Origin of the sequence: Pseudomonas sp. PLMAX (assembly GCF_046042685.1) — a bacterium.
Classification (GTDB): Bacteria; Pseudomonadota; Gammaproteobacteria; order Pseudomonadales; family Pseudomonadaceae; genus Aquipseudomonas; species Aquipseudomonas putida_AE.
Map to the genome: position 1 here is coordinate 5,843,869 of NZ_CP064949.1, position 26,457 is coordinate 5,870,325.

Genomic DNA, 26,457 nt, shown 5'->3' on the forward strand with positions numbered 1-26,457 from the left:
GATATGTCCAACATGTACAAGGAAACCGGACATTATTAATTTCAGCTTGGCAATTATGGCTTACCATCCGCCAATAGAAACGACAATCGCATTAAGCTCGAAGGCCCTTGCTTAACGTGACCAAAGTAGACCACCATAAAAGGCCGAGAAGCATGAAGCATGCTCTGCGCAATGCGGACTAACTGAGGCTCCTGCATCCAAACTAGCGGATGCAAAAAAACTCGCTTAATCGGAGATGACTGATGAAAAACAAATATAAAATTTCCGCCATATTTATCTGCCTTGCCACCGTTCTATCACAGCAGATTTTCGCCGCGGTAAGCCCTGAAGAAGCATCGAAACTTAGTAGTGAACTTACACCCGTTGGCGCAATTAAGGCCGGAAATTCCGACGGCACCATACCTGCTTGGACAGGGGGTCTGACAGACCCGGCAAAAAAAAGTGATGGCAAACGGCCACCGCAACTATTTTCAAATGAAAAGCCTCTGATTACTATCACGGCAGACAATCTGGATAAATATGCGGACAAGCTGACAGATGGCGCAAAGTACCTACTTAAAAACTACCCAGGATACAAGTTAGCCATTTACCCCACTCACCGCACCGGGGCTGCACCTCAATACATCTACGATCGCTCTATAAGCAATGCTACAAAAATCACTCTGCAAGATCATAAGATGTCTTTTGATGGTTTCGCCGGTGGAGTTCCTTTTCCCATCCCAAAGACAGGGGAAGAGGCGATGTTCAATATGAACTGGAACTGGCGCGGTGCCGACTCAACTCTTGAGGCCAGCACTTGGTTCGTATCATCCTCTGGCAAACGTGCCTTGACCTCATCCAACATTATTAATATATCCACCCCTTACAACTATCCGCCAGGCCGCGAGAACAAATTTGATAAAAACTTGTGGGGCGGATCTTTGATCACTGCTACGGCCCCAGCATATTCGGCGGGTGAAAAGCAGGTTGTAAATATTCCCCGCGACGCTATTAACATGCAGACCAATGCTTGGGTTTATTTGGCTGGGCAACGCCGGCTTCGGAAAGCCCCAAATGTTCAATATGACGTACCGAACAACTTCACTTCTGGCCTCACCAACTTCGACGACTCTTGGGGATTCAGTGGCGCAACAGACCGCTATGACTGGAAGCTTATCGGAAGGCAGGAATTCTACGTCCCCTACCATGGTAACTCTCTCGCAAACGCAAAAGCTGAAGATCTCGTAGGCGAGAAATTCATCAATCCAGAATTCATGCGCTGGGAACTGCACCGTGTATGGGTCGTGGAGGCGAACCTCAAAGCAGGTGCTCGCCACGTAGTTCCGAAACGTCGGCTCTATATTGATGAAGACACCTGGACAATCTTGACCACCGATATGTGGGACGCGAAAGGCCAGCTCTGGAAAAGCATGCAGATCCCGCCGCTGACTTATCCGGAAATCCCGCTCACGCTTTCTGTACCGCTTGTCATCTATAACTTCCAATCTCGTGACTACGCACTAATGAGTTCAACTAGTGGAAGCAATGAAGGCATTAGCTTTGCTGAGCTCCCGGCAAACATGTATACCCCGCAATACCTAGAGCGCTCTGGCGTAAGATAACTACATCTCCATCGACACGCCTATCAGTTGAAACATTGCTGATAGGCGTTTTATTTCATCACTCATTACCATAACTATCTTTCGGCAGGTGACCAGCACAAAGGGTGCGCCGATATTTCTCACAGCGCTTAGATACATCGCAATAGCGCTCCAAATTATAACCGGAGATAGCCAGGGGTTAATCGATGAGTCTTCTTTCACTTAGCGGCAAGGTCGCCGTCGTCACCGGTGCCGCTGGAGGCATCGGAGCCGCAATGGCGAGGCTTCTTTCCGAATCCGGCGCAAATGTGGTGGTTGTTGACATCAATGGTGATGCAGCAATCGAGCTAGCACGAACACTCCCAACCGCATCCATTGGCGTTAAAGCCGATGTGAGCAACGAAGATGACGTGAAAGGCTACATGCAGCAGGCCGTGAATCATTTCGGCCGAGTAGACCTGTACCACCTGAATGCTGGCATCGTTGGCTCATTTGCCTCACTTCCCGATTTATCCACAGAAGACTTCGACAAAGTAATCGCGATCAACTTGCGAGGCCCATTCCTCGGATTGCGTGAAGCGTTCCGTCAGTACATGAAGCAAGAGAGTGGTGGCGCAATCGTATTGACAGCGTCGATTGCTAGCTTGCGCGGCAGTCACGACCTGCTCCCCTATCAGACGTCAAAGCACGGCGTGATGGGCTTGCTACACGGTGCTGCCATGTACGGTGGGCCGATGAATATCCGGGTGAACGCAGTGGCTCCTGGCCTCATTCCCACCGAACTCTTTGCTAGCAACAAGTCTTCAACAGGCGGCGGGAACGACATGGTGCAGCGAGGTACAACCGTTCCAATGCGTCGCGTCGGAACACCCGATGAAATCGCCCGCGTAGCAGCATTCCTCTTGAGCGATCAGGCTTCCTACATCAATGGGGAAGTCATTTCAGTCGACGGCGGATCGAGCATCGTAAACACCGTTCGGCCTGCAGGTGGCGCAGGCGCTTGGGACACCTCCACCGTAGACAAGCGTCCTTGATTTTCTCTTTCGGAAGCAAAAAAATGATCACTAACAAAATTGGTTTCATCGGTCTTGGCAACATGGGCGGCCGTATGGCTCGCTGCCTGGTTAATGCAGGGATTGAAGTCCTTGGGTATGACGCCAGTCTTGGACGATCTGAATCCGTCGGCGCAACTTCAGCGGCTTCAATCAAAGAGATCACTCAGAACTGCAACTACATCTTCCTCTCCCTTCCCGACAGCAACGTTGTCGAGAAAGTCTGTGAAGGTGACGATGGCCTATTGCAGCATTGCCGAGCCGGCCAGGTTGTAGTCGACCTAAGCACTTCAGCCGCCAGTTCGACAAAACGGCTAAACAACCTGTTTAAATCCAAGGGCGTGCAGCTCATTGATGCAGGAATCTCCGGCGGAGCTGCCGCCGCTGAGAAAGGGACGCTGACGCTGATGGTTGGTGGTGACGCACTCACGATTCGCGACCTGGAGTGGGCCTTCAATCCCATCAGCAGCAAGGTCTTCAACATGGGAGAAAGCGGCGCGGGACACACTGCAAAGCTACTCAACAACTTTCTCAACGCAGTGAGCCTGGCCGCAACAGCCGAAGTGATGGTTGCCGGCAAAAAGGCCGGCTTGGATCTGAACATTTTGCTTGATGTTTTGAACTCAAGCAGCGGTGTGAACTTCGCAACCCTCAATCGATTCCCCCACATCGTGAACGGAAACTACCTCGAAGGTGGGCTGACCGGCAAGCTGATGACGAAAGACGTCGTCCTCTACGTCGACCTAGTCCGGGAGCTTGGCATTGCCTCCCTCAACGCTTCCGGCCCACTGGCAAGTTTCGGACTTCAAACAGCACTGGGGTACGGTGATTTGATCAGTAACAAAGTGGTCGATGCTATCGGCGATGTCTCAGGTGGCATCCGCGTGCACAAAGAATTTGGTGAGCAAAAATGAAAGTAATCCACGCTCGCGACAACGCTTCGCCGTCCGAACAGCGCTCCTCCACTTTCAGCGGATCGGTCTGGGCCGACCCTGTGATGCCCACAACTGATGGCGTCACGATTAATACGGTGTTCTTTGCGCCCGGAGCCAGAACGTATTGGCATACCCATGAGGTAGGTCAGGTATTGAGCGTTACTGCCGGTTCGGGCTGGGTCTGCTTGGAAGGAGAAGAGCCGCAAGTGATCCGTACAGGAGATGTGGTCTGGATTGCGCCTGGAGAGCGCCATTGGCACGGCGCCAGCGACACCAGCTATATGGTTCATGTGGCAGTTTCGATTGGCAAAACAGGTTGGCAGGAAGAGGTCTCCGATAAGGACTACCTCCCACAGTTAGCTTCGGCTGAAGAAGCATCTGCCTGATAAAGCCCTCACTTATTGCCCATCAAAATCAGGATCAGAAAATGGCACTCAATGAATATCAGCAAGCAGTAAAGGACGAGTTCGTCCGTATTCGCGGCACGTGGAGCCCTACGTGGGAGAGCATGCTGCGTTTGGATGCTCGATTTGTAGAGAGTTACCTCGGTCTCTCTGGCGTGCCTTGGAAGAAGAATCACCTTGAAGACAAGATCAAGGAGTTCATCTACATTGCGCTCGATGCAGCAGCTACCCACCTGTACGTGCCCGGCATCCAATCGCACTTGAAGGCCGCCCTGGGCTTTGGTGCTACCAAAGAAGAGATCATGGAGGTAATTGAAATTACCAGCGCTTTGGGCATTCATGCCTGCAACGTTGGAGTCCCCCTTCTCTTGGAAGTGTTAGAGGAAGAAGGCCTGCGCAAAGAGGCAACGCCCTACAACGCTGAGCAAGAGCAGTTGAAGGCTGAGTTCATCGAGAAACGTGGATACTGGCACAGTACGTGGGACGGCCTGTTGGAGTTGGATCCAGAGTTCTTCAAGGCCTACCTCGACTTTTCCTCTGTGCCTTGGACTCACGGTGTTTTGGAACCGAAGATCAAAGAGCTGATCTACTGCGCCTTCAATGCCTCCGCCACACACCTGTACCAACCTGGCCTGAAGCTACATATGCGCAACGCCATCAAGTACGGTGCAACCGTCGAAGAAGTGATGGAAGTACTGGAGATCGTGAGCGTTGTTGGCATTCATACCGCCACCGTCGCCGTCCCCATGCTTGAGCAAGCCCTTAACGACGCCGCCAAGGTCGCTTAATTCCAGAGTGCTCTCTTTATACGGGGCTTCGGCCCCGTTTTTTGCTCCTCATCACTTCGAGCTACAAGTCCAGTACGCTGGTGGCCTATCCATCGGTAGGTGATGCCCTTCCCCCTCGGAGCGATCCTTCCTTAAGGCAATAAATTGCCCACGCCTGATTCGCCTAACTCATAAGGCACACAGCCAAGCCTAGGTTTCCCGAGGGGATCCACAATGAGCAACACACCTTGCTATGAAGTTTACGCGCTGCGTTATGCCCATCTCGAGCGGCAACGAAGAGACAATTTTATGGATGGCCATGACCTGCACGACGGCCCAATGCCAATGGACTATTTCGTTTGGCTGATCCGAGATGCAGAGCGCGTGTTCTTGGTTGATACAGGCTTTAACCAAGCAGCTGCAGACGCCAGGGGCCGAAAGCTACTGAAATGTCCGATAAAGGCGCTCGAAGCGTTCGACTTGCAGCCAAGCGATGTCACCGACACCATCATCACGCACATGCATTACGACCACGCAGGCAACTGCAATCTGCTCCCCAATAGCAGGTTCCACCTGCAAGAGTCGGAAATGCAATATGCCACCGGCCGCTATATGATTTACAAACCGCTGCGCCACCCTTTCAACATCGAGGATGTGGTGAATATCGTTCGCGGGGTTTACCAGGAGAAGGTGGTCTTCCATAACGGCGACGTACGCCTTGCACCTGGCATTGAGCTTGTTCATGTTGGGGGGCACACCCAAGGACTACAGGCTGTCCGCGTACACACCGCAAGAGGCTGGATAGTGCTTGCCTCGGATGCAAGCCATTACTACGACAATATTGAGTTAGAGTCGCCATTCCCCGTCGTACTTAATGTCGGTGACATGTTGGATGGTTACCGTAGAATTCTCTCGCTAGCGGAAAGTCCTGACCATGTCGTGCCAGGTCATGACCCGCAGGTGCTTGATCGTTATCCCATTCTCAATCCTGAGAACCCAGATATCGTCGCTCTTCATCTAAGCCCTTCCACGGCCAAATAAACAGCATCAAATTCCTACCGGGCCCAGATCATCGCAAAACCACTCCGTCCGTTTTTGCTGTGCCAGGATTTCGGTATCTGGCGCAGTTTTTTTCAAGGCAGGTACTACATCCTCCTTTTAGTGCAATTGAGTTCGCCTTCCCTCCCTACTCCCCCAATTGCCCCGATGCCAGTATATCTACCCTGCCAGCAGGCGGTGCTACGTCGCTATCTTTGGGTAGGGTACTCAGCACTGCCTCTGAGAAACAATCGGGGGGAGCACATGCCATTTCTGCGCCTATGGCGGGCCAGTGCAATACTCAAACAAGAACGGAGAACCCGATGTCTAAAGGTAAACGCGTCGTCATTATCGGGGCCGGCCCAACCGGTCTAGTCACTGCTCTGGGCTTGGCTCGCAAGGGAGCGCAGGTAACTGTTATCGACCGGGAAGACGATATCCTTCGCTGGCCACGCGCCATGGTTTATCTTCCATCCACCCTTAAAGTTCTGGACGAAATCGGTCTATTAGAGCGCGCAAAAGAAGTTGGCGCCTATGGCTATGAGTTCAATCTTCGGTTCCCATTAACCGGCAATATCGGGCGCCTCAGCTACAAAGACCTTGAGGGCCTCACGCCCTATGCCTACAACCTCCATTTTGGCCAAGACATTCTGGCCGAAATCGTCCTTAAAGAGTTCATCGCACTACCAGGCACTGAGATTTGCTGGAAGACGTCATTCGACTCCATTGAACAGTCGAACGACTGCGTCCAAGTCTCCGTCCATACTACTAATGGGCCACGCATCATCGAGGCTGATTGGGTCGTCGGCGCCGACGGTGCTCGCTCCAGCGTGCGTAAAGACCTTGGTGTCGATTTCGAAGGTTTCACCTGGGAAGACACCTTCATGGCCACTAATGTCTACTACGACTTCGACAAGTACGGTTACGCGCCGTCAACAATGGTTGCCGGAGCAGAAAATTGGGCTGTCATCGCGAAGATCAATGATCAAGGTTACTGGCGCGTCGCCTACGGCGAAGACAGCAGTCTCAGTGAACAGGAGCGTGTTGCACGTATCCCGGAGCGCTATAAGAGCCTCCTGCCTGATCCTAATGCACCATGCGAAATGGTGATGGCCAACTCCTATCGGGTGCACCAACGCTCAGCTACAACGTATCGGGTCGGCCGAGTGATGCTCGCTGGCGACGCAGCACACGCGACAAACCCAATTGGTGGGATGGGCTTCACGTCCGGCGTACAAGACGCAGATACCCTGATCAAATGCTTGGGTGGTGTGATTACTGGTGAACTTAGCGAAGACGCCTTGGATTGGTACTCCTACGAACGCCGCCGCTGCTTCCTTGAAATTGCAAACCCTACCGCAATCGAATTCAAGCGTCGGACGCAAGAACGAGACCCTCAAAAACGCCTGCAAGACGAAGCCAATATGTTTGCCTTGATGGCAGATAAAGACATGTGCCGACAAGCGCTCTTCTCCACCTTCAGCCTTACAGGGCGGGGATACCGACCGGACTGGCGTGAGACCTACCTAGTTGACGACCAGGCCGGAAAGGGCTCGCAAGGCCCGGGTCACGGCGGCATAAACATTCAGAAGTAATTGAGAAAGTCCGCCCCACGTCACTTGGGGCGGGCCACTCCTGCTTTCCACCGTGACTCGGGCCTGCCTTCTCTTTATATACAAAATATATCTTTAGATAGGTGCAGCCTACCAGGAAGCTTAATAATTTATATGAAGGCTTCGTAATTAATACTTACTACCTAAACCCTTGTAATAACGTATCACCCTCAGGGTGCCTTATGAGCATAGAAAATATAAAAAGGGTGCTTCGCAACCCTTTCACATTACTAGCCTTATATCTGATTTACTCTAGCGGCGCAGGCGCACAAACCGCAGAGGATATCGTAAAAGCAGAAAAAACGTTTTCCGAGACTTGCGGCTATTGTCACATCACGGGGGTGGGGCCTGCACTCAAGGGCCGAAATCTCCCCCCTGAGATCTTCATCTATTTCGCCCGACATGGAAATCAAGGAATGCCGGCATTTCGCCCGTCGGATATTTCCGATGAAGACTTAAATATCCTAGCGGAATACCTATCAAAATCAGAAATGCCGGTCACCACTCCTACCAAAGCTGGTAACTCTCAATGAACATTAGTCGACGCGGGCTGTTGCGCGCATCGCTGCAAACGACCGCGATTGCAGCTAGTAGCTCTGCATTGGCTTTCCCCTTTGTAAATAACATTGATCAATCGAGTAAATCCATTCTATTGCTTAGAAATGTTGAGCAAGGAAGATTAATTTCTGCAGCCATACAAACATGGCGCTCCCTTTCCATATCGAACTTCTCAGAACAGGTACTGGATGAGAGTCTACTTTTCGACTCAATGAGTCTGCGCAGCATTCTTGCGAATAACCGAGGCTCAAGGGTCGTTGCCCTAGTCGACTCCTGTGGAGACTCACTTCTCCATGAGGCGATCCGGGACGTTGATGGAACCCTTCTACTGCGCGGAACTCACGCTGCTGGTGCAACGTTTTATCTCCACGCCCTGCAGACAAGTCAAAAAACTCAGGGTTGTGGCGCCGCCCTAGCACGTGCAATTAGCCAAACAGATCTAGATACCTGGATTACCGAGTTCTCCCAAAGTACCTCACAGCCGAGAACAAGCAAGATCTCGCTGAATCTTCCTCGCGGTGAGACGCAGGAAGCAATTGGTAGTGCTTTGGCAATTCTGACGGCAAATGCATGGCCAACGGATAGCGCGCCACTTGCAACAGCAATCCCGAACAATAAAGAGCTCGTCATTAGCGATACCTTCATGACGCTAATAGCGGACGTTTGATATCTACACAATGTGGAGACCTCAATATGAGTAACGAAAGCTTCACAGAAAACAGTCGTAAAATTGCGCTCGAATATTTGATCCGAGTCTCTTCCGGTGAAATCGATAGCGCGTTAGAGCTTGTTGATGAAAATGCAAAAGTCTGGTTTCCAGATAAAGGTGACATGAACCGAGAGGAGCTTCGGGACATCCTCAAATATGCAAAATCATGCTTTGTAGATCGAATTTCTCTAGTGCCTTACGGTATTACCGCAGAAGACGAGCGGGTTGCAGTTGAAGTTAAAGGCGATGCGGCATTGAAGTCAGGCGCAGTGTACGACAATCGGTACCACTTTCTATTTATTGTCAAAAATGGATTGATTGTAGATCTGCGGGAATATCTAGATACGATTCCCGCACAAAAAGCATTTTGGTCTTAAACATAAAAAACCAAAGAAGTGACCAGCATGACAACCATTCTTCCAAAAGGACTGACAGCCGCAGAGTTTAGCTCGGCTATTACTGAGCTAACGGCAATTGTCGGTGCTAAAAATACGCTTATTGATCAAGATCAACTCGCTTCCTATCGCAAGCCTTATGTTCCAGTTAAAGACGATGAGCTTGTACTCTCAGGAGCTCTGATGCCGGAATCTGTTGAGCAGATTCAAGGCATTCTGGCTGTTTGCAACAAATACAAAGTGCCCGTGTGGCCGATTTCGACAGGGCGCAACATTGGTCTAGGTTCTGCCCTACCCGCCTCCACAGGCCAGTTGATCTTAGATCTGCGGAAGATGAATCGCATTATAGAAGTTGACGAGGAGCTAGGGACTGCTCTCATTGAACCTGGCGTTACATACCGTCAACTCCAAGACTACATCGACGCTAAGAACCTTCCCTTCTTGGTGGACGCTCCGTCGCCTGGCCCGATCGTTAGCCCCCTGAGTAACACACTGGAGCGCGGCAACGGCTACACCACGAATCACGATCATATGAAAAGCTTTGCGGGGATGGAAATCGTTCTAGCCAACGGCGACGTGATTAAAACTGGCATGGGCGAACTGCCGAACTGTAAGAGTTGGCAGGCATATCGTTACGGTTACGGCCCTTACATCGATGGTCTATTTACTCAGTCCAATTTTGCAGTCGTAACAAAAATGGGGATATTTCTTACCCCTAAACCCGAAGGTGCCAAGGCTTTCGCTGTCCATTACAACAACGCGGAAGATATTAGCAAGGCAATTGACGTTTTCCGCAAATTGAGGATGGCAGAAATTATTACTGTTCCCGGGTCAGCACTCAGCGGCCTTACTATGCTCGCCTTTGGTAGGAAGCGTATTGATTTATACCAAGGCAAGGGCGCAATTCCAGACGAAACCATTAATGGGCTTCTGAAGGAATATGGAATTCCGCAGTGGCGAATCGCCGGCGTCGTCTATGGTGATGAGCAGGAGACTGCCATCAAACTCAAGAAGATTGAAGATGCATTCAAAGCCACTAATCCAGCAAAAATCTTCACAGACGGAGCGGGAGATGGGCCTGGTTCTGCAGCCGATCTGGCTGTCGCGACTGGTCATATTAGCCTTGAAAACTTTCGAATCCTAAATTATGTAGGAGGCGGTGGCGTTATTTGGCATATGCCGGTATCAGCAATGAAAGGCCAGTATGTTAACCAACTGGCCAAACTGTCGAAAGAAATTCTCAATCGCCATGGTTTCGACTACCTGTCAATGAATTGGCTTGATGGTCGGGACATGCACAAAACGACTGGAATATTTTTCAACCAAGCAGATCCTGCTCAGGTTGAAGCCGCACGGGCCTGCTACGACGAGTTAGTTCAACTGACCTCAAAAGAAGGCTTTGGGAACTATCGAGCAAGCGTCCATTACATGGACAAACAAGCCGAACTGTTCGGCCCCAAAATGCGCAACTTACACAGAAACATTAAGAAAGCATTAGACCCTAACGGAATCATTGCACCTGGAAAGTCCGGCATAACAATATGAGACGTGCTCGCGTACGCCCCCTCACGCTAAGATAACACAAACTCAAGGAGTAACCACATGAAACTCAAAGGCCTAATTTTGAGCGCAGCAATTATTCTCACCACCCTATCTTCAAGCTCTTTCGCCGCACAAACAGTGGACACCAAAACCATGGAAAGCAACAAAAAAGTAGTTCTCGAATTTTATGACGCCGCTCTTAACAAAAAAGATGCTGATAAAGCGAGCTCTTACTTGGGCAGTAATTACATCCAGCATAACCCTATGGCGCATGACGGTGCTGAAGGTTTGAAAGGTTTCATCGGTTTCCTGAAAGCAACCTTCCCCGATGCCAAAATTGAGATGAAGCGCGCCTTTACGGATGGAGACCATGTGATCCTGCATTCGCACGCAACTATGGTTCCCGGCACCCGAGGCGCTGCAGTAATGGACATCTTCCGCCTTGAGGACGGCAAGATTGTTGAGCACTGGGACGTAGTACAAGACATCCCTGAGAAGAGCGAAAACAAAAACGGGATGCTCTAACGTCTCTCTGTCCCAGTATCCTGCATACTAGGGTACTGGGATCACCCCATACAAAACCGGTCAAAGCAACGACGTAAAATATTGGCAGCGTTTGCGAAGACCGCGAGGTTGGATACTTACTACGCGCGGACATCGTCCAACAGTGGCAGAGCGGAGCTAATTTCATCGGCGGATTCATCAGCCCCCTTTTCCCCAAAGCTAGTTCAGAATCTGCACCTCACGTCCCATCACAAGCTGTTTTATCACCCCTTGATTTCTATCAAATCAGCCTTCAAACGCTCCTGAACGGAACTGTAATATGCCTCCTGAGAATCAAATGGAGGGTCGCACTTCACGTTGAAATCTCCGCAGTAGAGCGTCGGCTACTTCAACTTATGGATAGAGGGGGTAAGGGTCTTGCGCTCCAGTGATCCAGCCACTGCACCAGGTGAAGCCACTGCGGGCTGCCCCTCGATGTCGATCAGAGCGTTGGAAGGATCATTCGCAAGTGCACAGTTACGTGTCGCCTGGCAGCCGCTCCCCTCTCATCCAACCTCTCGCTGAACTGATCCGATCCAGGTCACTCGAAGCACCGAGCCAATGCGCCATAAAAAAAGCGCCAGTCTGTAATGACGGGCGCTTTCTTCACCAGCAATGCTACCTATTAGGCAACACTTTCAACCTGTGGCTGATTTTCTTCCTTGATGAGCTTATCCAGTACCCAACGCATTTGTGCGAGCGCGTTGTCGAACGCAATAGCGACATGCTTGGTGCCAGGCGGAGTATTGTTGTACTGAGCCTCGATCATCACACGGTCTTCCTCGAATGCCATACGAGCGATGGCGATCATCCCTTCAGCAAGCTCATCAGTACCACCCTTAGTCCTGAACGGTGCCCAAGAGAAGAAGTAACGAGATGACCCATCCGTAGAAGGCGTGATTGACTGGCAGGTAACCTCTCGGGTTATACAATCCAAAACCTCAGGGTGCCCACCGTTGTATTTTTCATAGGTACCACCAGGGAAATTGTACGAATACATGACCATGACACCAGGTGCCAGATAGTCATAGTGGCTGTACATATCTAAATATTCTGCATCAACCACGTCCTTGATGTGGTTCGGAATGGGCTGCTTCGGGAGCCATCGCTCAATACGGACTCCGCGCTCCAGTCGAGTCACCTTAGGACGAATCTGCGCCCAGTCTTCACCCACACCAAAGCTATTCGGGTGAAGGAATGTCAGGTGTGAGAAGTCGAGCAGGTTGTCGTTTACAAAGAGATAATTAGCCTGGTACTCAATACTGCCAGAGCGGAAGTTCCATTCAGGGTTATCCAGCGCTACTGCCGGTGGAATGAGGTCAACGCTCGCTTTACTCGGATCGCCCATCCATACCCAAACCCAGCTGCTTTGAACGACAACGGGGAAGCTTCGAACACACGCTTGCGGCGGGATGGAATCTTGGCCCGGGATATCCACACAAGTACCCGAGCTGTCGAACTTCAACCCATGGTACATGCATCGTACGGCGTCACCTTCCTTGCGCCCAATGGAAAGTGGCGCAGCGCGATGGCAGCACCGGTCTTGGAGTGCAGCAACATCGCCATTTTCTTTCCGAAATAGCACGATCGGTTCGTTGATAATCGTCCGTGCAAGAAGATTATCTTCAGTAATTTCATAGTCCCACGCAGCTACGTACCAGCAGTTACGAAGAAACATATACTTCCCCTCTGCAATTATTGTTTTAAGCTGAACTTATAGAGCCAGCCCACTGACAGATATGTTTCTATTAGAAATAGAAAATATTCTTAGCCTCGATGGTAGGATCTAAAATGGGAAATAACACCTATCGATAGATAGCCGAAGCATGTGCACACTTCGGGGGCGGGGCAACTCTAAATCAAGGCTCACGGCCAATTTTTCATCGAGAAATCTAGAAATTGGAAGGCGTGGCAAAGAATGAACAATAGCAACCTAGTCGCCGTGGAAGAGCAGCATCTTCGATCCGCTCAACCTTCGTACGACGAAGAATGATTGCGTACTACTAAAATTTGCTAACTCATTACTGCCCATCACGAATTTCATGCCAATAGAACACAGTGTAATACACACTACTTTATCAAAATCTCGCCTTGCATTATTGCCCGGTGACCTGGGAACGTGCAAAAGAACACATAGTCTTCGCTAATATTTAATTTTTTTACATCAAGGATGGCTTTGCCTTGTTCCCCGCCACCAATCAATGGCGTATGTGCCAAAACGCGAGAGTCACTAGCCTTTAAATAACCACTATCAGGCCCAGCCGCCATTGCGTCGTTTGCAACGAACTCGAGGTCTGACTTCTTTACTATTACCAAGTTATGCCCCATTACGAGCTTTGGAAGTTTTCCACTATGGCTCAACGTAACTTCGAATTTCTCGCAGCTTTTAGGAATGGCAATGGTTTTTTGATCATATGTCATCTGATCACTGCTGGATATCGTGATCTGACACTCACTTGCAAATGCCGAAGTGGATAGGAGCAAACCCATAAATAGAATTTCCCGCATGAACAGCCTCTCTTCTTAGATTGAGGCGCACATTTTAGTAGCTCTCAATTCACAGTGCCCCCCTCTAAAGATAGCTGACCAGCATGCGGATCAGATTGCCGACCCAAACACATCGGCAGTGCGATGCAAAGGGGTGATCAAGGAGGCTACACTGTGAAAGTACAGGTGGTACAAAAAACTATGGCCCTCTTTGTTGGCTACTTTTCGAACCATGCTGAGCACGAGTCTGCTCCCAACACACCTTTGAATTAAGCAATAAAAAGGGCCCTCGAAGGGCCCTTTTGTATTCAAACAAGTATCACTTGGTCAGCCAAGACTCAACGGTCGCAGCGCCGTGTTCGGTCTTCCATTCCTTGAGCGTTTTATGGTTGCCGCCTTTGGTTTCGACGACTTCACCGGTGTGGGGATTTTTGTAAACCTTCACTTGGCGAGGCTTGCGAGACCCGGTTTTGGATTCGACTGTAGGAGCGCGACGACCCGCTTGTGGATCAAGCAGGTTGATCACGTCTTTCAGGCTGTAGCTGTGCTCCGCGAGCAAAGCACGCAGCTTGGTTTCAAATTCGATTTCTTTCTTCAGGCCATCATCACCTTTCAGGGCTTCGAGCGCCTGGAGCTGTTCAGCCAAGTGTTTTTCGAGCTGGCGGTATTCTGCGAGTTTGGACATGGGAAATCTCTACGTAATTAGTTTGCTAATAGTGAACACAAAAACAGCCACTCCAATTCAGTACGCCAAGCCGTCACCTCAGCCGAAGATAAGGCTTCACGGAACTCCCAGCTGTCAGGTCGTTAAGGCTCACCAGCCATCGTGATTCTAAAACATTGTGCTGATATCATTCTGCGCGCTTTCTTCCCCCTCAGGGCCACAGGGAAAGCACAGAAGCCCCGGTAGGGCCAACCTCCGGGGCTTCACTTAGTGCATCAGACACACAGCGGTGATTAGCGACGGGCTGTTCAATACAACACAGCCGCTGCATCCCTCATAAAAATCTCGATCGTCTTTGGCCCTATCCCTTCGAATTCAGACAAGCGCTTTTCGAATGCCTGACGATCAGCGTAGACCGCCACGATGTTGCTCACCTTGCCGTCGTACTCAGTGTTGAGCTTGTTGGCCAATGCCAGTAACCGTGACGCTGTGCTTTCGTCGTATCGCACGTAGTGAGCCTGACCAAGCATTACGACCAACTGACGGTGGGTGCAGCGTGCGAGCTTTTGCGGTGTATCTCGCTGATGCTGCTCGACGATGACCCGGTACGCCTTGACGGCAATGGCACCCTGAATTCTTTTACCCATCAGAAAACTGGCAACCAGCCATTTGAATAGGGCAGCTTCGCTCGCGCCTTGAAGGTTGATCTTTAAGTCTTGTGCACTGATGATTTTGCTCACTGCTTCATCCCTTCATGCAGGGTCACAATTCTGAATTTAGACCCCGTGCGACCGCGAACACTCCTGAATAGTGAGGCATCCGTTATGGAACCCCTATCCGTGCCAGGCACCTAACAGTTGAACGCTGAAATTCGGGAGTTACGAAATGCATATGTCTGAAACAACCCATGTCATGGAAGCGCTGTCGGCCAACGAAGCCAACTTGAAGCTTCATGAGGGCTGGTCATTGATATCGGTGGCTGTGACAACACACCCTAACGGTCAGCTTCACCCCTGCTACATCCTGGGGAAAACAGAAAAGCGCCCCAACAATCAGAGCGTCGACTGAGCAACGCGGCATCTCACTAGCGGCTCAGCTTATGAAATGCGCCGGGAGGTAATTTGGCTTCTCTAGATTGGGTTCAATGGCCCGCGATGCTAGTGACGGTGGTCGCCGCATGGCTCATCGGATCGCAGCGGCCAGGACAACGGATGATCGGGTTTGTATCCTTCAGTTTGAGCAACGTGCTGTGGGTGATATGGGGTGTTCATGCCGGGGCTTATGCCTTGATTGTTTTGCAGATTTGTCTTTTTCTTATGAACCTTCGAGGGTTCAGAAAAAATTTCAAAAGAAAGGAAAAGGAGGAGTCTCAGGACTGACGGTGGCCATCGAAATTCTTTTTCAAGCCTCGGGCGTTCATCCCCAAAAGTATGCACTCTAGGAGGATCATGTAGTGGCAAACACTGTTCCTAGCGACCGCTTACCCTGAACAAGCCGAGTCTATGCCACGTGCCTTGCAGAAGGTTGAAGATCGATTGCAAGCCGCCTAGCACACCCTACTCCCCACGCCAAAGCACGAGTCATGGATTCACCCGGCCTACTATTAGGCACCTCTTCATGCAGAGCCATGCCGCTCGCTGCGTATACCCCGATAAACATTTGAGTGTTGCCCGAGGCCGACAGCCTTACTTGGACATCGATAAACGTGCCGTCGTCCAACGTTTCGTCATGAGTACGATGGTGCAGCGTCGGATCAGCCCATTGCCAGAACACATCCCCGCGAATTCGCATGCCGCGCCCTCCTACGACTTTAGTCTTATATGCTCGAACCTCACCATAGCGCACAGCCGAAGTGACGCAACGGGAGTGCTTTATAAATGACAGCTAAATCGGATAACTGGCCCAAAATCCTATACGCTCTACGAAATTTTGTAGAGGTTTTTGGCTCATAGTGTTCACCCCCCAGACACTCAGCCTGTCAATCGCTAAACCGTCAGGATAATTGCCGAAACTACTCGACGACTGAAACTCTCGAAAGGAAGCGGTTTGCCCAGCTTAAAATGACAGCGCGTCACGAAATTGACCGGAGGTGTGGGGTATTGGATTTCCCGCCGATTCACTGTCGTTAGCTTTACTTCCTACTTGCGACAGAACTTGTAACGTTCATCAACCTCGGCGTCTCCAATCGGTCATGAAAGCCTGCTCAATACCTCAAGCGCCATTGCCCACACCTTCCACTGCCTGCGCATATCGAACGGTTGCCTCCTTGACCAGGCCCTTTCGCTCCTCACGGTCAATGAACCCTTGGAGGAAATACTCTTCAGCGAGTCGAAGCAATTCTTCGTATTGCTCTTGAGCAGTCGTGCGATTTTTAGGCGTTTCCAATAATGCATGCCAAGTCTCAAGCGAGTGCGCTTTGCGATCTTCGTACATGTCAATTACCTCCCATGACAACCTTGTCCGGTAGAGTTCACAACGTGATGCTCGTTCACCATCGACGACGTACGGCCAGAATCGGAAGGAATGCGAAACGCCCTTTGTGCACGCCAAGCAGGCGGGATCAGACAGGGGTTCACCTGCACCCTAGAGCTAATAAATCAATTAGATACCCGTGCCAGGTAGGTTTGAAGGGAATGAGAGACTGCAGACGCCCTCATACTCCCTCTTGACCACCAGCGTGCTGGCATTCAGCTGTTCAGTCATCTCGATGGAACGTTGCGCTCAGGCCAGTCCTCTATCGCAACACCAGTGAACCTGAGGACGTCATCATGATTGACCCAGCAACCGGAATGAGAGCGGGCGAACGTTACATCGTAGAGAGTCTCGAACGCACAAGACATTTCCTTGGATTTTTTCTCGATGGGAAATATTACCTTGGCCCCGAATTGATGACGGCTGTAGGTTGGCTGGAAGGACAGCAGTTTTTTTACGATGAGCTAGATCCCACCGGTGAACCGGTTTTTCCAAATCGGCTCGCTGGCACTGTCGATAACCTAATGTTGATTCTCGCCGACGGTGCGCGTTTGCGGCTGAACGAAATGCCGTACAAAGCAGAGAGGGATCCCGCTGACAGTCCCATTAGCCTCAGACCATCGTTTTCAGCACACCTGCTGACTCCGTCAAGCGATCAACGCCCAGCCCAGTGCGGCTGGCGGTCAGGTAAACATCCGTACCCAATACTTTTGGCGGCGGGCGCTGCGTTCATATTAGGGGTACTGCTTGGGGTTAAACAAAGTACCAGCCGGCCTACCCGAAAACTTCCTTAGTCAACCATTCTGCGTTCTCTGGACGAGCGCCCTTTGGTGAACGGAGGTGACGGATGCATCCAGTGACACCTGACGGTCGTTACTTTGTTGTCAAAGGGCAGCTTTGGCGATGTTCCAATCCTGCGTTGGGAGAGGACACTCGACAGCGTCTGGTAGATGAGCTCATGGCAGCTCGGCGTAAAATTAAGCAAGCGAAGGCATCGGGCGACACTTGGCAGATGAAGCTGGCTCGGGAAAGCGTGCAAAAGGCCAAGGTAGCACTTGGTGAGCGGGGCCCTGTTTGGTGGGAGGACGGCAGTCCTGATTTCAATAGACACCAGATCGCCAATTCCCCGTATGCAGAGTGGTTCAATTCGCTGCTCAAAACATCCGGTGATAGGTAACCGGCGACGCGAGCACTCACAGCTGGAATTATTTTCCGCGCACAGGAAACTATGACGTAGCCGCAGGAGACCGCGATATGGTTGGCAATCTGCAATGGCGGATTTGACCTTATGTGCACTTTGCATGGCCACTCTAGGGTCACCGCACCCAACAGGCCCTACTGCGCTTGGCTTTTCGAAAAATGCACCGCTGGCACGGTAAATGCGATTGGCCCGAGGGTATACGCAGGCAACGCCCACTTAGCGGCTTTATCCTTACGTCAGCGCAGAGGTTTTTATGAACGCCATCGATCTCTTGAAAGCCGATCACGAGAAAGTGAAATCCATTCTTGCCCAATTGAGTGAATCCACTGACCGGGCCACCAAGAAACGTACCGATTTACTTGGAAAACTCGAAATGGAGATCGCCATCCACACTAAGCTGGAGGAAGAAATTCTCTACCCTGCCTTCAAGGCAGCCGGCACCAAAGAACAGGACATCATGTACTTTGAAGCCAAGGAAGAGCACCGCACCGTGGATTCGTTGGTATTGCCAGATCTCAAGCTGACCGACCCTGGCTCGACGGAATTTGCAGGACGAGTGAAGGTGGTCAAAGAGCTCCTAGAACACCACATCGAAGAAGAAGAAACGGAAATGTTTCCTCAAGCGAAGAAGCTCCTCGGAAAAGCCCAGCTCGACGAACTCGGGCAACAAATGGAAGTGATGAAAGCCAGTTACAAAAAAGACTGGGCTGCAGGCAACGTCGCGGCGTGATCCCAATGTCCCAAAGCCCGGCCATTCACCGGGCTTTGTTCCATGAGGCGTTACCAGCATAGACCAGATACCGTCATTTACGGACAGGGCGAACCTTACCGCTGAAAACGCTGAATCCGAAGGTGTTGTAGAGGAGCGTCACCGGGATCAGTACCGCGAAACCCACCAGCATGAACACCTGACTGTTGGGTTTGGAGGCGGCAGCCTGCAAGCTCAGATTGGGTGGAATGATCAATGGATAAAGCGCTGCGTTCATCAAGGCAAACGCCAGAACGAAAACACCCAACGCCGCAAACAGTGGCGGCCCCTGACGAAGGCTGCGAAACCCCAGCGTAAAACCCATCAGCAGCGCGATAAGCAGGATCGCCGCCGGAAGGCACACCCTCCAATCCGATAGTCGTTGCGCATAATGCGAGTCTAATGTTGCTGTCCAGGCAACCGACAGGATTAACAGCATGACGGTCACGGCAGCCAGCACCTTCGCCTGATGTTTGAATCGCTGCTGGAGCTCCCCCACAGTGCGCCAATACAACCAGTAAGCTCCCAGCCACGTGTAGCCCACGATAAGCACTGCACCACTGAACAGCGAAAACAGGTTGAGTCATTCTGTGCCGTCTCCAATGTACTGCCCACCATCAAGAGGTACGCCTTGCACGAGAGTGCCCAGCACGATTCCCTGAATTGTGCCGGCAAGCACCGAGCCGAATAACAGCAAGCCATCGACCGCACGCTTGATGCGTTCGCTGGGCGCGTAGTCACGAAACTCCAAGGCTACCGCTCGCAGGATCAACGAAAGAAACATCAGAATAAAAGGCAGATAAAGCGCTGGCAGCAAGATGGCGCAAGCCATCGGAAACAGCGCCAGCAGACCGCCACCACCGAGCACAAGCCACGTTTCGTAGGCATCCCAAATTGGCAATATCGTCACAGCCATGGCTCGCCGATGCTGGGCGCAACGCCTCAATCCCATCATCACCCCAACACCCAACATCCAGATCAGTACCATCGAGCAGCACATAGTTCATCACCGAGAAACGCCAGGGCTCCGGGAAAGCAGAACAATCCAGTCAGTCTCCAACATGGATTTAACTCCTCAGGATGGCCCCGTCAGCGCCTGCGTTCGGGGGCGAAATCAGATTACCCCACCGGCACATTGCCAATCGCCTTGCTGACCATCACGTAGCGCAAGTACAAGTTGCCTTCGCTTGAGGCCAGATCCCTGCGTGCTTGCAGGTAACCGCGCTGGCTATCCAGCACGCTGAGAAAGTCCGTGGTGCCCCCTTCGTAACGTGCCTGAGCCAACTCGTAGGCTTGCTCTGCACTTTGAGCCCTGGTGGTGAGCGCTGCATTGCGCTGGCGCTCTGCGGTATACGCGCTCAGTGCATCATCAATTTCCTGCCAGGCCCTGAGCACGGTTTGTTGATAGTTCACGGCGGCCTCTTGTTGTTCCAACCCGCGTAGTTGCACCACGCTCTTACGGCGGCCACGATCAAACAACGGCAAGTTAAGGCTGGGGCCAACAGACCAGGTGCGACTCCCCCAATCGGAAAACTCGCCACTCAGAAACGACTCGTAACCGAACCGAGCCCCCAAACTGATGCTGGGGTACATTTCTGCTTCGGCGATACCGATGTTGGCGGTGGCGCGATGCAAGCGGGCTTCTGCGGAGCGAATATCGGGGCGGTGACGCGCCACCTCAGAGGGCAGCCCGAGCTGCAGATCGGGCAGCGATGTGGCTACCTTTTGGTTCGGCTTAGCGAGCAAATCCCGCAAGGCGCCGGGCTGCTTGCCCAGCAGTAACGTAAGCTGGTTGTTACTCGCGCCTTCTTGCGCCAACAACGGGGGAAGCTGAGCCTTAAGGGCTTCCAGATCAGCACGCTGACGCTCCAGATCGAAGTGATCAACCAGCCCACCATCGACCCTCGCCTGCAGCAGTCCCAGGCGATCCTTCAGCGCTGCAATGTCTTCACGTGTGAGGGCGATCTGTCGTTGAGTGGTACGCAGCTCAAAGTAGTCGCGCCCGACATCACAGGTCAGACTGAGCCGCGCCAGATCAAGCAGCGCTCGCTGATCATCAATGTCGGCATCGGCCGCTTCGATGGAGCGGCTGATGCGCCCCCACAAGTCCAGCTCCCACGACGCATCGATACCGGCTTGGTATAGAGTGAACGGCTCACTCAACTGTTTGATCAGCGGGTCAGCGTTGTCGGGGTTTTCGGCGATTGAAGAGATCAGACGCGTGCTGGCCCCTGTCTCACTCTGACGTTGGCGGGTGACGTCACCGCTGGCGTTGAGTTGCGGGCCGCGCTGCGCCGCCACGGTGCTGCGCTGTGCGCGGGCCTGAGCATAGTGCAGTGCGGCAGTACGCAAGTCCGGGCTGGTGTCGAAGGCCAGCTGTTGCAACTGATTGAGCACTGGATCACCCAGTGCCAACCACCATTGCGCGGGCAGCGTTTGTCCATTGGCGGTGGCTGCTTGCAACTGTGGGTCGGTGCCGCGCCAACTGACCCAGTCCGCCGGTGCAACAGGTTTGGGCTTCTCGAAGTCAGGGCCAACAGCGCAACCCGATACGGCCAAAGTAATCAGGCAGAGCTTGAACGGTAGAAGCAAGGCTTGAAGATTCGTTCTGCGAAATGGGGACATAACCAAGACCTACGCTCAAGAAAGACGATTGCGAAACAACCAGGCCGCCAACGGCAAGGTAACGGCAGCCACCAGCAGCATCGGCACAAAGTCGAAGGCGATCTGCTCAAAGCCCGCGCCCTCCAGATACACCCGGCGCACCAGATCGGTGGCAAAGCGCAGAGGGTTCACATAGGTGCCAATCTGCAACGCCATGGGCATGTTGTTGACGGCGGTCAACAGGCCAGAGAGCAGCATCATCGGCATGATGAGTAAGAAGGTGTAGAGCATGGCCTGCTGCATATTCAGCGACATGGCCGAGATGGACAGGCCGATACCCACGGCCGCACCAGTGAACACAAAAAGCCCCAGGTACAGCAGCGCCGGCGATCCCGCCATGGGAATCTGAAACCAGAAGCGGATCACCAACAAAATGATGGTGGATTGGGTCAGGCCAACCAGAATCGCCGGTACAGCCTTACCCAGCAGGATTTGCATGGGCGTTAGCGGTGTCACCAACAGTTGGTCAAAGGTGCCCTGCTCCCGCTCGCGCGCCACCGACAGCGCCGCCAACAGCAAGGTTTGCAACATGCTGAGTGAGGCGATCAATGCCGGCATCAAGTTCCAGCGCGACTCCAGGTTGGGGTTGTACCAGGCGCGGCGCTCCACACTGACCCTCGCCGCCCCGCCCCGTGATTGGTTATAGGCGCTGACAATGGCGCTGATCTGCGCCGAGGCGGCACCCGCGGTGGATGAGTTACGACCGTCCAGAATCATCTGCAACGGCGCTGCTTGCCCAGCCGCCAAGCGCGATTCGAAATCGGCCGGGATACTTAACACCAGCAGCACGCCGTGATCATCAATGGCGCTGGCAATCTGCTGGGATGAACTCAGCACCTGCTCGCGCCTGAACACACCGGTACCGTCGATATGCGCCAACAACTCGGTAGCAGCGGCGCCCTTGCTTTGATCGAGCACGGCATAGGGCGCGTAAGTCAGGTCATAGGTGGCGCCATAGCCAAACAGCAGCGCCTGAACCAACGCCGGGGCGATCAGGATGGCGCGACTGGAGGGCTCTTTGAACAAGGCGAGCAATTCCTTGCGAACCAGAAAGCCAATAGCAGTTAGGGTGCTGAGCAATTCGTGCATGGCATCAGTCCAGGGTTTTCTTCAGCGTGCGATTCACCGCTGCGGTGAGCACAACGATGTACAGGCAGAGAATCGAGCAGTCGCGCAGGGCCATCTGCCAGTTATCGCCGGCCATAAACAGCGTTTTGATCAGGCCCATGAAGTGTGTCGCGGGCAACAGTTGGCTGATCACTTGAATGATGACCGGCACGTTGCGCAGATCGAAGACAAAACCCGAAAGCATCATGGCCGGCATAAAGCTGACCAATAGCGCCATTTGACTGGCTTCGAACTGATTGCGGGTTTTACCGGAGATATACAGGCCCAGCAGCAACGAGACGGTCAGGTACAACATGGACGCCAACATGATCAGCCACAGCGAGCCACGCATTGGCACCTGAAACAGAAATTTGGCGGCCAGTAGGCAAAACATCAGATCAATCGCCCCCACCACCAGGTACGGCGCCAGCTTGGCCAAGACCAATTCCAGCGGTCTAACGGGGGTGACAAACAACGACTCCAGGGTGCCGCGCTCCCACTCCCGGGCGATGAGCAGCGAGGTCAGAAAGGCGCCGATCAGGGTCATAACCAAGGCGATCAGTCCGGGCACCAAATACCAGGTGCTGGTGGAAGCTTCGTTGAACCACATGCGCTGTTCTATTTGCACGCTACCGCTGGCAGCCTTATTACCATCGCGGTCAGCTTGATGCTGCGCCCATGTGCCAATCACACCGTTGACGTAACCTTCCACGACGCTGGCAGTGTTGGAGTCGACCCCGTTGAGGAACAGTTGCACTCGTCCCTCACCTGCCGCTAGTTGGCGTGAGAAATCCTGTGGCACGCGCACGATGGCATTGACCTTCCCGAGGCGCATTTGCTGCTCCGCTTCCGGCATGCTGGTGACCCACTGCGGGGCGAAGTAACGGGAATCTTGCATGCCCGCAAGCAAATCCCGCGCTGGTGGTGAACTGTCCTCCAGCACCACGGCAATCGGTGCGTTCTCGACGTCGAAAGACAGGCCATAACCGAATAGCAGAATCAGCACCACTGGCAACAACAAACCCACCGCCAAGTTGCTACGATCTCGCAGTATCTGCCGGGCTTCCTTACGCACCAAGGCCAACAAGCGTCGAGCGAAACCTGTTCGGATCATGACGTGGTTCCTTGAGATGATCGAGCAGCGCGGCCTTGTTCAACGATGGCGATAAACGCGCTGTTCATATCCCCGGAATGATCATCACCCGCCTGTTCACGTACTTGCAGTGGCGTGCCCAGCGCCAGCATTTGTCCGGCATCCTGGATAGCAATACGGTCGCAGTATTCGGCTTCCTCCATGAAGTGTGTGGTGACAATGATGGTTACGCCGCTCTGCGCCAAAGCTGTAATGGTGCGCCAGAACGCGCGTCGTGCCAGCGGATCGATACCACTGGTGGGCTCATCGAGAAAAAGAATTTCTGGCTCGTGCAGCAGGCTGGTGGCCATGGCCAAGCGCTGTTTGTAGCCGGCGGGTAGTTCGCCGCTGCGGGCGGAGGGTTCCAGCTCAAACTGTTCCAGTACGGTGCTGATTCGTCGGCTCAACGCCGCCACGCGCAAGCCATAGGCACCGCCGAAAAACTCAAGGTTTTCCCGCACGCTGAGGTTGCTATACAGAGCAAATTTCTGTGCCACATAACCTATCCGTGCGCGTGCCTGGGCACGGGCATGGCGCAGATTCACTCCAGCCACTTGCAGTTGGCCACTGGTGGCCGGAAGCAATCCGCAAAGCATACGAAAGGTGGTGGTTTTGCCTGCGCCATTGGGCCCCAGCAGGCCGAAGATTTCGCCACGGGCGACCTCAAACGAAGTACTGGCCACTGCAGTGAAATCGCCGAATTTTCTGACCAGATCATGTACCACAATCGCTGGTTGATCGCTGCTGCTTGAGGCCACTGTGTTTGGCCTTGCAATAACCGTTGCCGCCGTTGCCGCTGCAGGCGCGGCGCTGTCCTGCGCCTGATGTTTGCGCAGCAGCATCATAAAGGCGTCTTCCAACTCTTCTGGCCGAGCTTCGGGTTCGATCGATCCCAACAACTCGCTAACCGATGCGATGCTTTCTCGTGGCTGTAAAATAAAGCACACAGCACCGCCTTTGGGCACTGCATCGACAATCAGTTGATCGGCATCGATCAAGCGCGCTTGTAAATCCCGCGCCGGCATTCCCGCAGGCGGCGTGGCGGTAAAGGTCAGCCCTTGTGCCTTGGCACGCAACGACGCCGGTGTGCCCTGCGCCAACAGGCTGCCTTGGTTCATGACGTAGACCTGTCCGCAGCGTTCGGCTTCGTCCATGTAGGCGGTGCTGACAATCACACTCAGTTGTTCATCATCGATCAGTTGCTGGACGATCTTCCACAGGTCGCGGCGCGATAATGGGTCTACCCCTACGCTTGGTTCATCGAGCAATAACAGGTCAGGGGAACGTACCAATGTGCATGCCAAGCCGAGCTTTTGTTTCATCCCGCCGGACAGTTTTCCTGCTGGACGAGCGGTAAAGCGCGCCAGATCAGTCATCTCTAGTAAACGGGCAAAACGCTCGCGGCGTACTGTTTGGGCAACCCCGTGAAGGTCGGCATACAGATCAAGGTTTTCTTGCACACTAAGGTCTTCGTACAGGCCAAAGCGTTGCGGCATATAGCTGATGCGATCCTGTACAGCTTGGGGCCTAGCGATCACATCGATATCCAACACCGCGAGGCTGCCTGCGTCCGGTTTGAGCAGCCCAGCCATCATACGCAGCAGGGTAGTTTTGCCCGCGCCATCAGGCCCCACCAACGCCGTAAGCTCACCGGCACGCACGGTCAGACTCACCTCGTTTACGGCCGTTAACCGGCCACTCCCCGGCGCAGCAAAGGACTTGCTCAGCCCTTGCGCACAAACCGTAATGCCGCTATCGCTCACCGCGCAGCACTGCCGTCGAGGTAAACGGTGGCCGGCTGCCCCAGGCGTAGTACATCGCTGCCGTCGTCCACCAGCACCCGGACTTCATAGACCAGGTTGGTGCGCAGCTCTTCGGTCTGAACCGCTTTGGGCGTGAATTCGGCTACCGAGGAGATGTAGCCGACTTTACCGGCGATAGGTTGATCAGGATGGCTGTCGGTCAATACCCGGGCGCTGATACCTGGCTTGATGCGACCCAAGTCTGCTTCGCCGATGTACACCCGCACCCACTTGGGTTTAGTCAGCGCCAGTGCGAACACGGGGCGCTGCGGCGTGGCCATATCACCAGGTTCCAAAAGGCGCGAGCGCACCACTGCATCGGCGGGCGCGGTTAAAGTCCCCAAGTCGATTTGATGCTGCAGCAATGCCAGTTGCGCTTGCGAGACCTGCAGCTGTGCCTGGGCTCCGGCAACGTCTTCCGCGCGAGGCCCAAGCTCAGCAAGGCGCAAGGCCTTTTGCTGCTCCTCGCCCCTGGCTTTGGCGACTTGCAGCGAACTCTTGGCCCGATCCAGATCTTGCACGCTAACCCCACGGCCACTGGTTTTATTGGCAATGCCCTGTAAGCGAACCAGGTCTTGGTTGGCCAGAGCGGTATCGGCGTTGGCGGCAGCCAGGCGGCTGCGCGCCTGGGCGATTTCTTCAGGCCGTGAACCATTACGCAAGCGCAGCAGGTTTTTTTCCTGCACGGCAATCTGCGCTTGGGCCTGCTCGGCTTGCAAGGTCAGGGTACGGGTATCCAACACCGCGAGTACGGCGCCGGCTTTAACTGAGTCGCCTTCTTCGGCACGCAATTGTTCAACACGACCATTGCCATCGAAGGCCAGTGACACCTGGCGAATATCGACATTGCCATGCAGCGTGAGGGTGCTTGGATCATCGCGGTGGCGGCTGTTCCAGAAAAGCAGCCCAGCGATCACCAGACCAGCAACCACTGCGACAATAATTAGAGGCTTCTTCATAAGCAGATTCCGAAAGCAGACGTGCGCAACACGACACTGTCAAAAAATTAGATTAAATTGACTTTAATCTAATCCGCGCGAAAAT

The 26,457-nt window shown here is 53.1% G+C and carries 28 protein-coding genes and 1 pseudogene; 17 read left to right on the forward strand and 12 right to left on the reverse strand.

Annotation, left to right across the window (positions count from 1 at the left end):
* Positions 1 to 242 precede the first annotated feature (242 nt).
* The 12 genes from DKB71_RS26540 to DKB71_RS26595 all read left to right on the forward strand — a co-directional run bounded on the left by DKB71_RS26540 (position 243) and on the right by DKB71_RS26595 (position 11,118).
* Positions 243 to 1,601, forward strand: coding sequence for a DUF1329 domain-containing protein (locus DKB71_RS26540; RefSeq protein ID WP_408598457.1), 1,359 nt, complete (start codon positions 243 to 245; stop codon positions 1,599 to 1,601).
* 185 nt (positions 1,602 to 1,786) lie between these two features.
* Positions 1,787 to 2,614 carry an SDR family NAD(P)-dependent oxidoreductase gene (locus DKB71_RS26545; RefSeq protein WP_408598459.1) on the forward strand — a complete coding sequence of 276 codons (828 nt, stop codon included), beginning with the start codon at positions 1,787 to 1,789 and terminating at the stop codon, positions 2,612 to 2,614.
* Entirely contained in the window at positions 2,611 to 3,546 is a 936-nt protein-coding gene (locus DKB71_RS26550) for an NAD(P)-dependent oxidoreductase (RefSeq protein WP_408598461.1), read from the forward strand. Before DKB71_RS26545 ends, DKB71_RS26550 begins: the two co-directional genes overlap by 4 nt.
* Positions 3,543 to 3,953 carry a cupin domain-containing protein gene (locus tag DKB71_RS26555; RefSeq protein WP_408598463.1) on the forward strand — a complete coding sequence of 137 codons (411 nt, stop codon included), beginning with the start codon at positions 3,543 to 3,545 and terminating at the stop codon, positions 3,951 to 3,953. The genes DKB71_RS26550 and DKB71_RS26555 overlap by 4 nt, the downstream gene beginning before the upstream one ends.
* A 41-nt stretch (positions 3,954 to 3,994) precedes the next feature.
* Positions 3,995 to 4,759 carry a carboxymuconolactone decarboxylase family protein gene (locus tag DKB71_RS26560; RefSeq protein ID WP_408598465.1) on the forward strand — a complete coding sequence of 255 codons (765 nt, stop codon included), beginning with the start codon at positions 3,995 to 3,997 and terminating at the stop codon, positions 4,757 to 4,759.
* 213 nt (positions 4,760 to 4,972) lie between these two features.
* On the forward strand, positions 4,973 to 5,779 hold the full coding sequence (locus tag DKB71_RS26565) for an N-acyl homoserine lactonase family protein (RefSeq protein WP_408598467.1): 807 nt from the start codon (positions 4,973 to 4,975) through the stop codon (positions 5,777 to 5,779).
* 320 nt (positions 5,780 to 6,099) lie between these two features.
* Complete coding sequence (locus DKB71_RS26570; RefSeq protein WP_408598469.1) at positions 6,100 to 7,371, forward strand: FAD-dependent oxidoreductase; 1,272 nt, start codon at positions 6,100 to 6,102, stop codon at positions 7,369 to 7,371.
* Between the two features lie 200 nt (positions 7,372 to 7,571).
* The gene (locus tag DKB71_RS26575; RefSeq protein ID WP_408598471.1) at positions 7,572 to 7,922 is read left to right on the forward strand and encodes a c-type cytochrome; all 351 of its coding nucleotides are present in this window, start codon (positions 7,572 to 7,574) and stop codon (positions 7,920 to 7,922) included.
* Complete coding sequence (locus tag DKB71_RS26580) at positions 7,919 to 8,614, forward strand: hypothetical protein (RefSeq protein ID WP_408598473.1); 696 nt, start codon at positions 7,919 to 7,921, stop codon at positions 8,612 to 8,614. The genes DKB71_RS26575 and DKB71_RS26580 overlap by 4 nt, the downstream gene beginning before the upstream one ends.
* A 26-nt stretch (positions 8,615 to 8,640) precedes the next feature.
* Positions 8,641 to 9,033, forward strand: coding sequence for a nuclear transport factor 2 family protein (locus tag DKB71_RS26585; protein WP_408598475.1), 393 nt, complete (start codon positions 8,641 to 8,643; stop codon positions 9,031 to 9,033).
* A 27-nt stretch (positions 9,034 to 9,060) separates the two neighbouring features.
* On the forward strand, positions 9,061 to 10,596 hold the full coding sequence (locus DKB71_RS26590) for an FAD-binding oxidoreductase (RefSeq protein ID WP_408598477.1): 1,536 nt from the start codon (positions 9,061 to 9,063) through the stop codon (positions 10,594 to 10,596).
* A gap of 57 nt (positions 10,597 to 10,653) precedes the next feature.
* Positions 10,654 to 11,118 carry a nuclear transport factor 2 family protein gene (locus DKB71_RS26595; protein ID WP_408598479.1) on the forward strand — a complete coding sequence of 155 codons (465 nt, stop codon included), beginning with the start codon at positions 10,654 to 10,656 and terminating at the stop codon, positions 11,116 to 11,118.
* Between the two features lie 643 nt (positions 11,119 to 11,761).
* On the opposite strand, the gene DKB71_RS26600 is transcribed toward DKB71_RS26595, so the two are convergent.
* The 4 genes from DKB71_RS26600 to DKB71_RS26615 form a co-directional block, all read right to left on the reverse strand.
* Complete coding sequence (locus DKB71_RS26600; protein WP_408598481.1) at positions 11,762 to 12,814, reverse strand: Rieske 2Fe-2S domain-containing protein; 1,053 nt, start codon at positions 12,812 to 12,814, stop codon at positions 11,762 to 11,764.
* A 392-nt stretch (positions 12,815 to 13,206) separates the two neighbouring features.
* Positions 13,207 to 13,644: an azurin gene (gene azu / locus DKB71_RS26605; RefSeq protein ID WP_408598483.1), complete on the reverse strand. Its 438-nt coding sequence runs from the start codon at positions 13,642 to 13,644 to the stop codon at positions 13,207 to 13,209.
* Between the two features lie 298 nt (positions 13,645 to 13,942).
* Complete coding sequence (locus tag DKB71_RS26610) at positions 13,943 to 14,308, reverse strand: histone-like nucleoid-structuring protein, MvaT/MvaU family (RefSeq protein ID WP_408598485.1); 366 nt, start codon at positions 14,306 to 14,308, stop codon at positions 13,943 to 13,945.
* Between the two features lie 287 nt (positions 14,309 to 14,595).
* Positions 14,596 to 15,027, reverse strand: coding sequence for a DNA methylase (locus tag DKB71_RS26615; RefSeq protein WP_408598487.1), 432 nt, complete (start codon positions 15,025 to 15,027; stop codon positions 14,596 to 14,598).
* 145 nt (positions 15,028 to 15,172) lie between these two features.
* On the opposite strand from DKB71_RS26615, the gene DKB71_RS26620 reads away from it, so the two are divergent.
* Both DKB71_RS26620 and DKB71_RS26625 read left to right on the forward strand, forming a co-directional pair.
* Complete coding sequence (locus DKB71_RS26620; RefSeq protein ID WP_408598489.1) at positions 15,173 to 15,355, forward strand: hypothetical protein; 183 nt, start codon at positions 15,173 to 15,175, stop codon at positions 15,353 to 15,355.
* 86 nt (positions 15,356 to 15,441) lie between these two features.
* The gene (locus DKB71_RS26625; protein ID WP_408601159.1) at positions 15,442 to 15,666 is read left to right on the forward strand and encodes a hypothetical protein; all 225 of its coding nucleotides are present in this window, start codon (positions 15,442 to 15,444) and stop codon (positions 15,664 to 15,666) included.
* Between the two features lie 121 nt (positions 15,667 to 15,787).
* Here DKB71_RS26625 and DKB71_RS26630 read toward each other — a convergent pair whose 3' ends face one another.
* Complete coding sequence (locus DKB71_RS26630; protein WP_408598491.1) at positions 15,788 to 16,078, reverse strand: hypothetical protein; 291 nt, start codon at positions 16,076 to 16,078, stop codon at positions 15,788 to 15,790.
* Between the two features lie 420 nt (positions 16,079 to 16,498).
* The gene (locus tag DKB71_RS26635; RefSeq protein ID WP_408598493.1) at positions 16,499 to 16,720 is read right to left on the reverse strand and encodes a hypothetical protein; all 222 of its coding nucleotides are present in this window, start codon (positions 16,718 to 16,720) and stop codon (positions 16,499 to 16,501) included.
* 335 nt (positions 16,721 to 17,055) lie between these two features.
* Between DKB71_RS26635 and DKB71_RS26640 the strand changes: the two genes are divergently transcribed.
* From DKB71_RS26640 to DKB71_RS26650, 3 genes are all read left to right on the forward strand, one after another.
* Entirely contained in the window at positions 17,056 to 17,553 is a 498-nt protein-coding gene (locus DKB71_RS26640; protein ID WP_408598495.1) for a short chain dehydrogenase, read from the forward strand.
* Between the two features lie 53 nt (positions 17,554 to 17,606).
* Positions 17,607 to 17,936 carry a hypothetical protein gene (locus DKB71_RS26645; RefSeq protein ID WP_408598497.1) on the forward strand — a complete coding sequence of 110 codons (330 nt, stop codon included), beginning with the start codon at positions 17,607 to 17,609 and terminating at the stop codon, positions 17,934 to 17,936.
* Positions 17,937 to 18,213: 277 nt separating this feature from the next.
* Positions 18,214 to 18,690, forward strand: coding sequence for a hemerythrin domain-containing protein (locus DKB71_RS26650; protein ID WP_408598499.1), 477 nt, complete (start codon positions 18,214 to 18,216; stop codon positions 18,688 to 18,690).
* Positions 18,691 to 18,763: 73 nt separating this feature from the next.
* Here DKB71_RS26650 and DKB71_RS26655 read toward each other — a convergent pair.
* The 6 genes and pseudogenes from DKB71_RS26655 to DKB71_RS26680 form a co-directional block, all read right to left on the reverse strand.
* Positions 18,764 to 19,708, reverse strand: a pseudogene (locus DKB71_RS26655) (cytochrome d ubiquinol oxidase subunit II).
* Positions 19,709 to 19,827: 119 nt separating this feature from the next.
* Positions 19,828 to 21,333 carry an efflux transporter outer membrane subunit gene (locus tag DKB71_RS26660; protein WP_408598501.1) on the reverse strand — a complete coding sequence of 502 codons (1,506 nt, stop codon included), beginning with the start codon at positions 21,331 to 21,333 and terminating at the stop codon, positions 19,828 to 19,830.
* Positions 21,334 to 21,348: 15 nt separating this feature from the next.
* Positions 21,349 to 22,461: an ABC transporter permease gene (locus tag DKB71_RS26665; protein WP_408598503.1), complete on the reverse strand. Its 1,113-nt coding sequence runs from the start codon at positions 22,459 to 22,461 to the stop codon at positions 21,349 to 21,351.
* Between the two features lie 4 nt (positions 22,462 to 22,465).
* Positions 22,466 to 23,593 carry an ABC transporter permease gene (locus DKB71_RS26670; protein ID WP_408598505.1) on the reverse strand — a complete coding sequence of 376 codons (1,128 nt, stop codon included), beginning with the start codon at positions 23,591 to 23,593 and terminating at the stop codon, positions 22,466 to 22,468.
* Entirely contained in the window at positions 23,590 to 25,374 is a 1,785-nt protein-coding gene (locus tag DKB71_RS26675; protein WP_408598507.1) for an ATP-binding cassette domain-containing protein, read from the reverse strand. Before DKB71_RS26675 ends, DKB71_RS26670 begins: the two co-directional genes overlap by 4 nt.
* Positions 25,371 to 26,372 (reverse strand): efflux RND transporter periplasmic adaptor subunit, encoded by a 1,002-nt coding sequence (locus DKB71_RS26680; protein ID WP_408598509.1) that lies wholly within the window; start codon positions 26,370 to 26,372, stop codon positions 25,371 to 25,373. The genes DKB71_RS26675 and DKB71_RS26680 overlap by 4 nt, the downstream gene beginning before the upstream one ends.
* Positions 26,373 to 26,457: the final 85 nt, after the last annotated feature.

Coding starts and splice junctions, on each gene's coding strand:
- DKB71_RS26540 (WP_408598457.1), top strand. CDS start 243: ATGAAAAACAAATATAAAATTTCCGCCATATTTATCTGCCTTGCCACC.
- DKB71_RS26545 (WP_408598459.1), top strand. CDS start 1,787: ATGAGTCTTCTTTCACTTAGCGGCAAGGTCGCCGTCGTCACCGGTGCC.
- DKB71_RS26555 (WP_408598463.1), top strand. CDS start 3,543: ATGAAAGTAATCCACGCTCGCGACAACGCTTCGCCGTCCGAACAGCGC.
- DKB71_RS26560 (WP_408598465.1), top strand. CDS start 3,995: ATGGCACTCAATGAATATCAGCAAGCAGTAAAGGACGAGTTCGTCCGT.
- DKB71_RS26565 (WP_408598467.1), top strand. CDS start 4,973: ATGAGCAACACACCTTGCTATGAAGTTTACGCGCTGCGTTATGCCCAT.
- DKB71_RS26570 (WP_408598469.1), top strand. CDS start 6,100: ATGTCTAAAGGTAAACGCGTCGTCATTATCGGGGCCGGCCCAACCGGT.
- DKB71_RS26575 (WP_408598471.1), top strand. CDS start 7,572: ATGAGCATAGAAAATATAAAAAGGGTGCTTCGCAACCCTTTCACATTA.
- DKB71_RS26580 (WP_408598473.1), top strand. CDS start 7,919: ATGAACATTAGTCGACGCGGGCTGTTGCGCGCATCGCTGCAAACGACC.
- DKB71_RS26585 (WP_408598475.1), top strand. CDS start 8,641: ATGAGTAACGAAAGCTTCACAGAAAACAGTCGTAAAATTGCGCTCGAA.
- DKB71_RS26590 (WP_408598477.1), top strand. CDS start 9,061: ATGACAACCATTCTTCCAAAAGGACTGACAGCCGCAGAGTTTAGCTCG.
- DKB71_RS26595 (WP_408598479.1), top strand. CDS start 10,654: ATGAAACTCAAAGGCCTAATTTTGAGCGCAGCAATTATTCTCACCACC.
- DKB71_RS26600 (WP_408598481.1), bottom strand. CDS start 12,814: ATGTTTCTTCGTAACTGCTGGTACGTAGCTGCGTGGGACTATGAAATT.
- azu (WP_408598483.1), bottom strand. CDS start 13,644: ATGCGGGAAATTCTATTTATGGGTTTGCTCCTATCCACTTCGGCATTT.
- DKB71_RS26610 (WP_408598485.1), bottom strand. CDS start 14,308: ATGTCCAAACTCGCAGAATACCGCCAGCTCGAAAAACACTTGGCTGAA.
- DKB71_RS26620 (WP_408598489.1), top strand. CDS start 15,173: ATGCATATGTCTGAAACAACCCATGTCATGGAAGCGCTGTCGGCCAAC.
- DKB71_RS26625 (WP_408601159.1), top strand. CDS start 15,442: ATGCTAGTGACGGTGGTCGCCGCATGGCTCATCGGATCGCAGCGGCCA.
- DKB71_RS26630 (WP_408598491.1), bottom strand. CDS start 16,078: ATGCGAATTCGCGGGGATGTGTTCTGGCAATGGGCTGATCCGACGCTG.
- DKB71_RS26635 (WP_408598493.1), bottom strand. CDS start 16,720: ATGTACGAAGATCGCAAAGCGCACTCGCTTGAGACTTGGCATGCATTA.
- DKB71_RS26640 (WP_408598495.1), top strand. CDS start 17,056: ATGATTGACCCAGCAACCGGAATGAGAGCGGGCGAACGTTACATCGTA.
- DKB71_RS26645 (WP_408598497.1), top strand. CDS start 17,607: ATGCATCCAGTGACACCTGACGGTCGTTACTTTGTTGTCAAAGGGCAG.
- DKB71_RS26650 (WP_408598499.1), top strand. CDS start 18,214: ATGAACGCCATCGATCTCTTGAAAGCCGATCACGAGAAAGTGAAATCC.
- DKB71_RS26660 (WP_408598501.1), bottom strand. CDS start 21,333: ATGTCCCCATTTCGCAGAACGAATCTTCAAGCCTTGCTTCTACCGTTC.
- DKB71_RS26665 (WP_408598503.1), bottom strand. CDS start 22,461: ATGCACGAATTGCTCAGCACCCTAACTGCTATTGGCTTTCTGGTTCGC.
- DKB71_RS26670 (WP_408598505.1), bottom strand. CDS start 23,593: ATGATCCGAACAGGTTTCGCTCGACGCTTGTTGGCCTTGGTGCGTAAG.
- DKB71_RS26680 (WP_408598509.1), bottom strand. CDS start 26,372: ATGAAGAAGCCTCTAATTATTGTCGCAGTGGTTGCTGGTCTGGTGATC.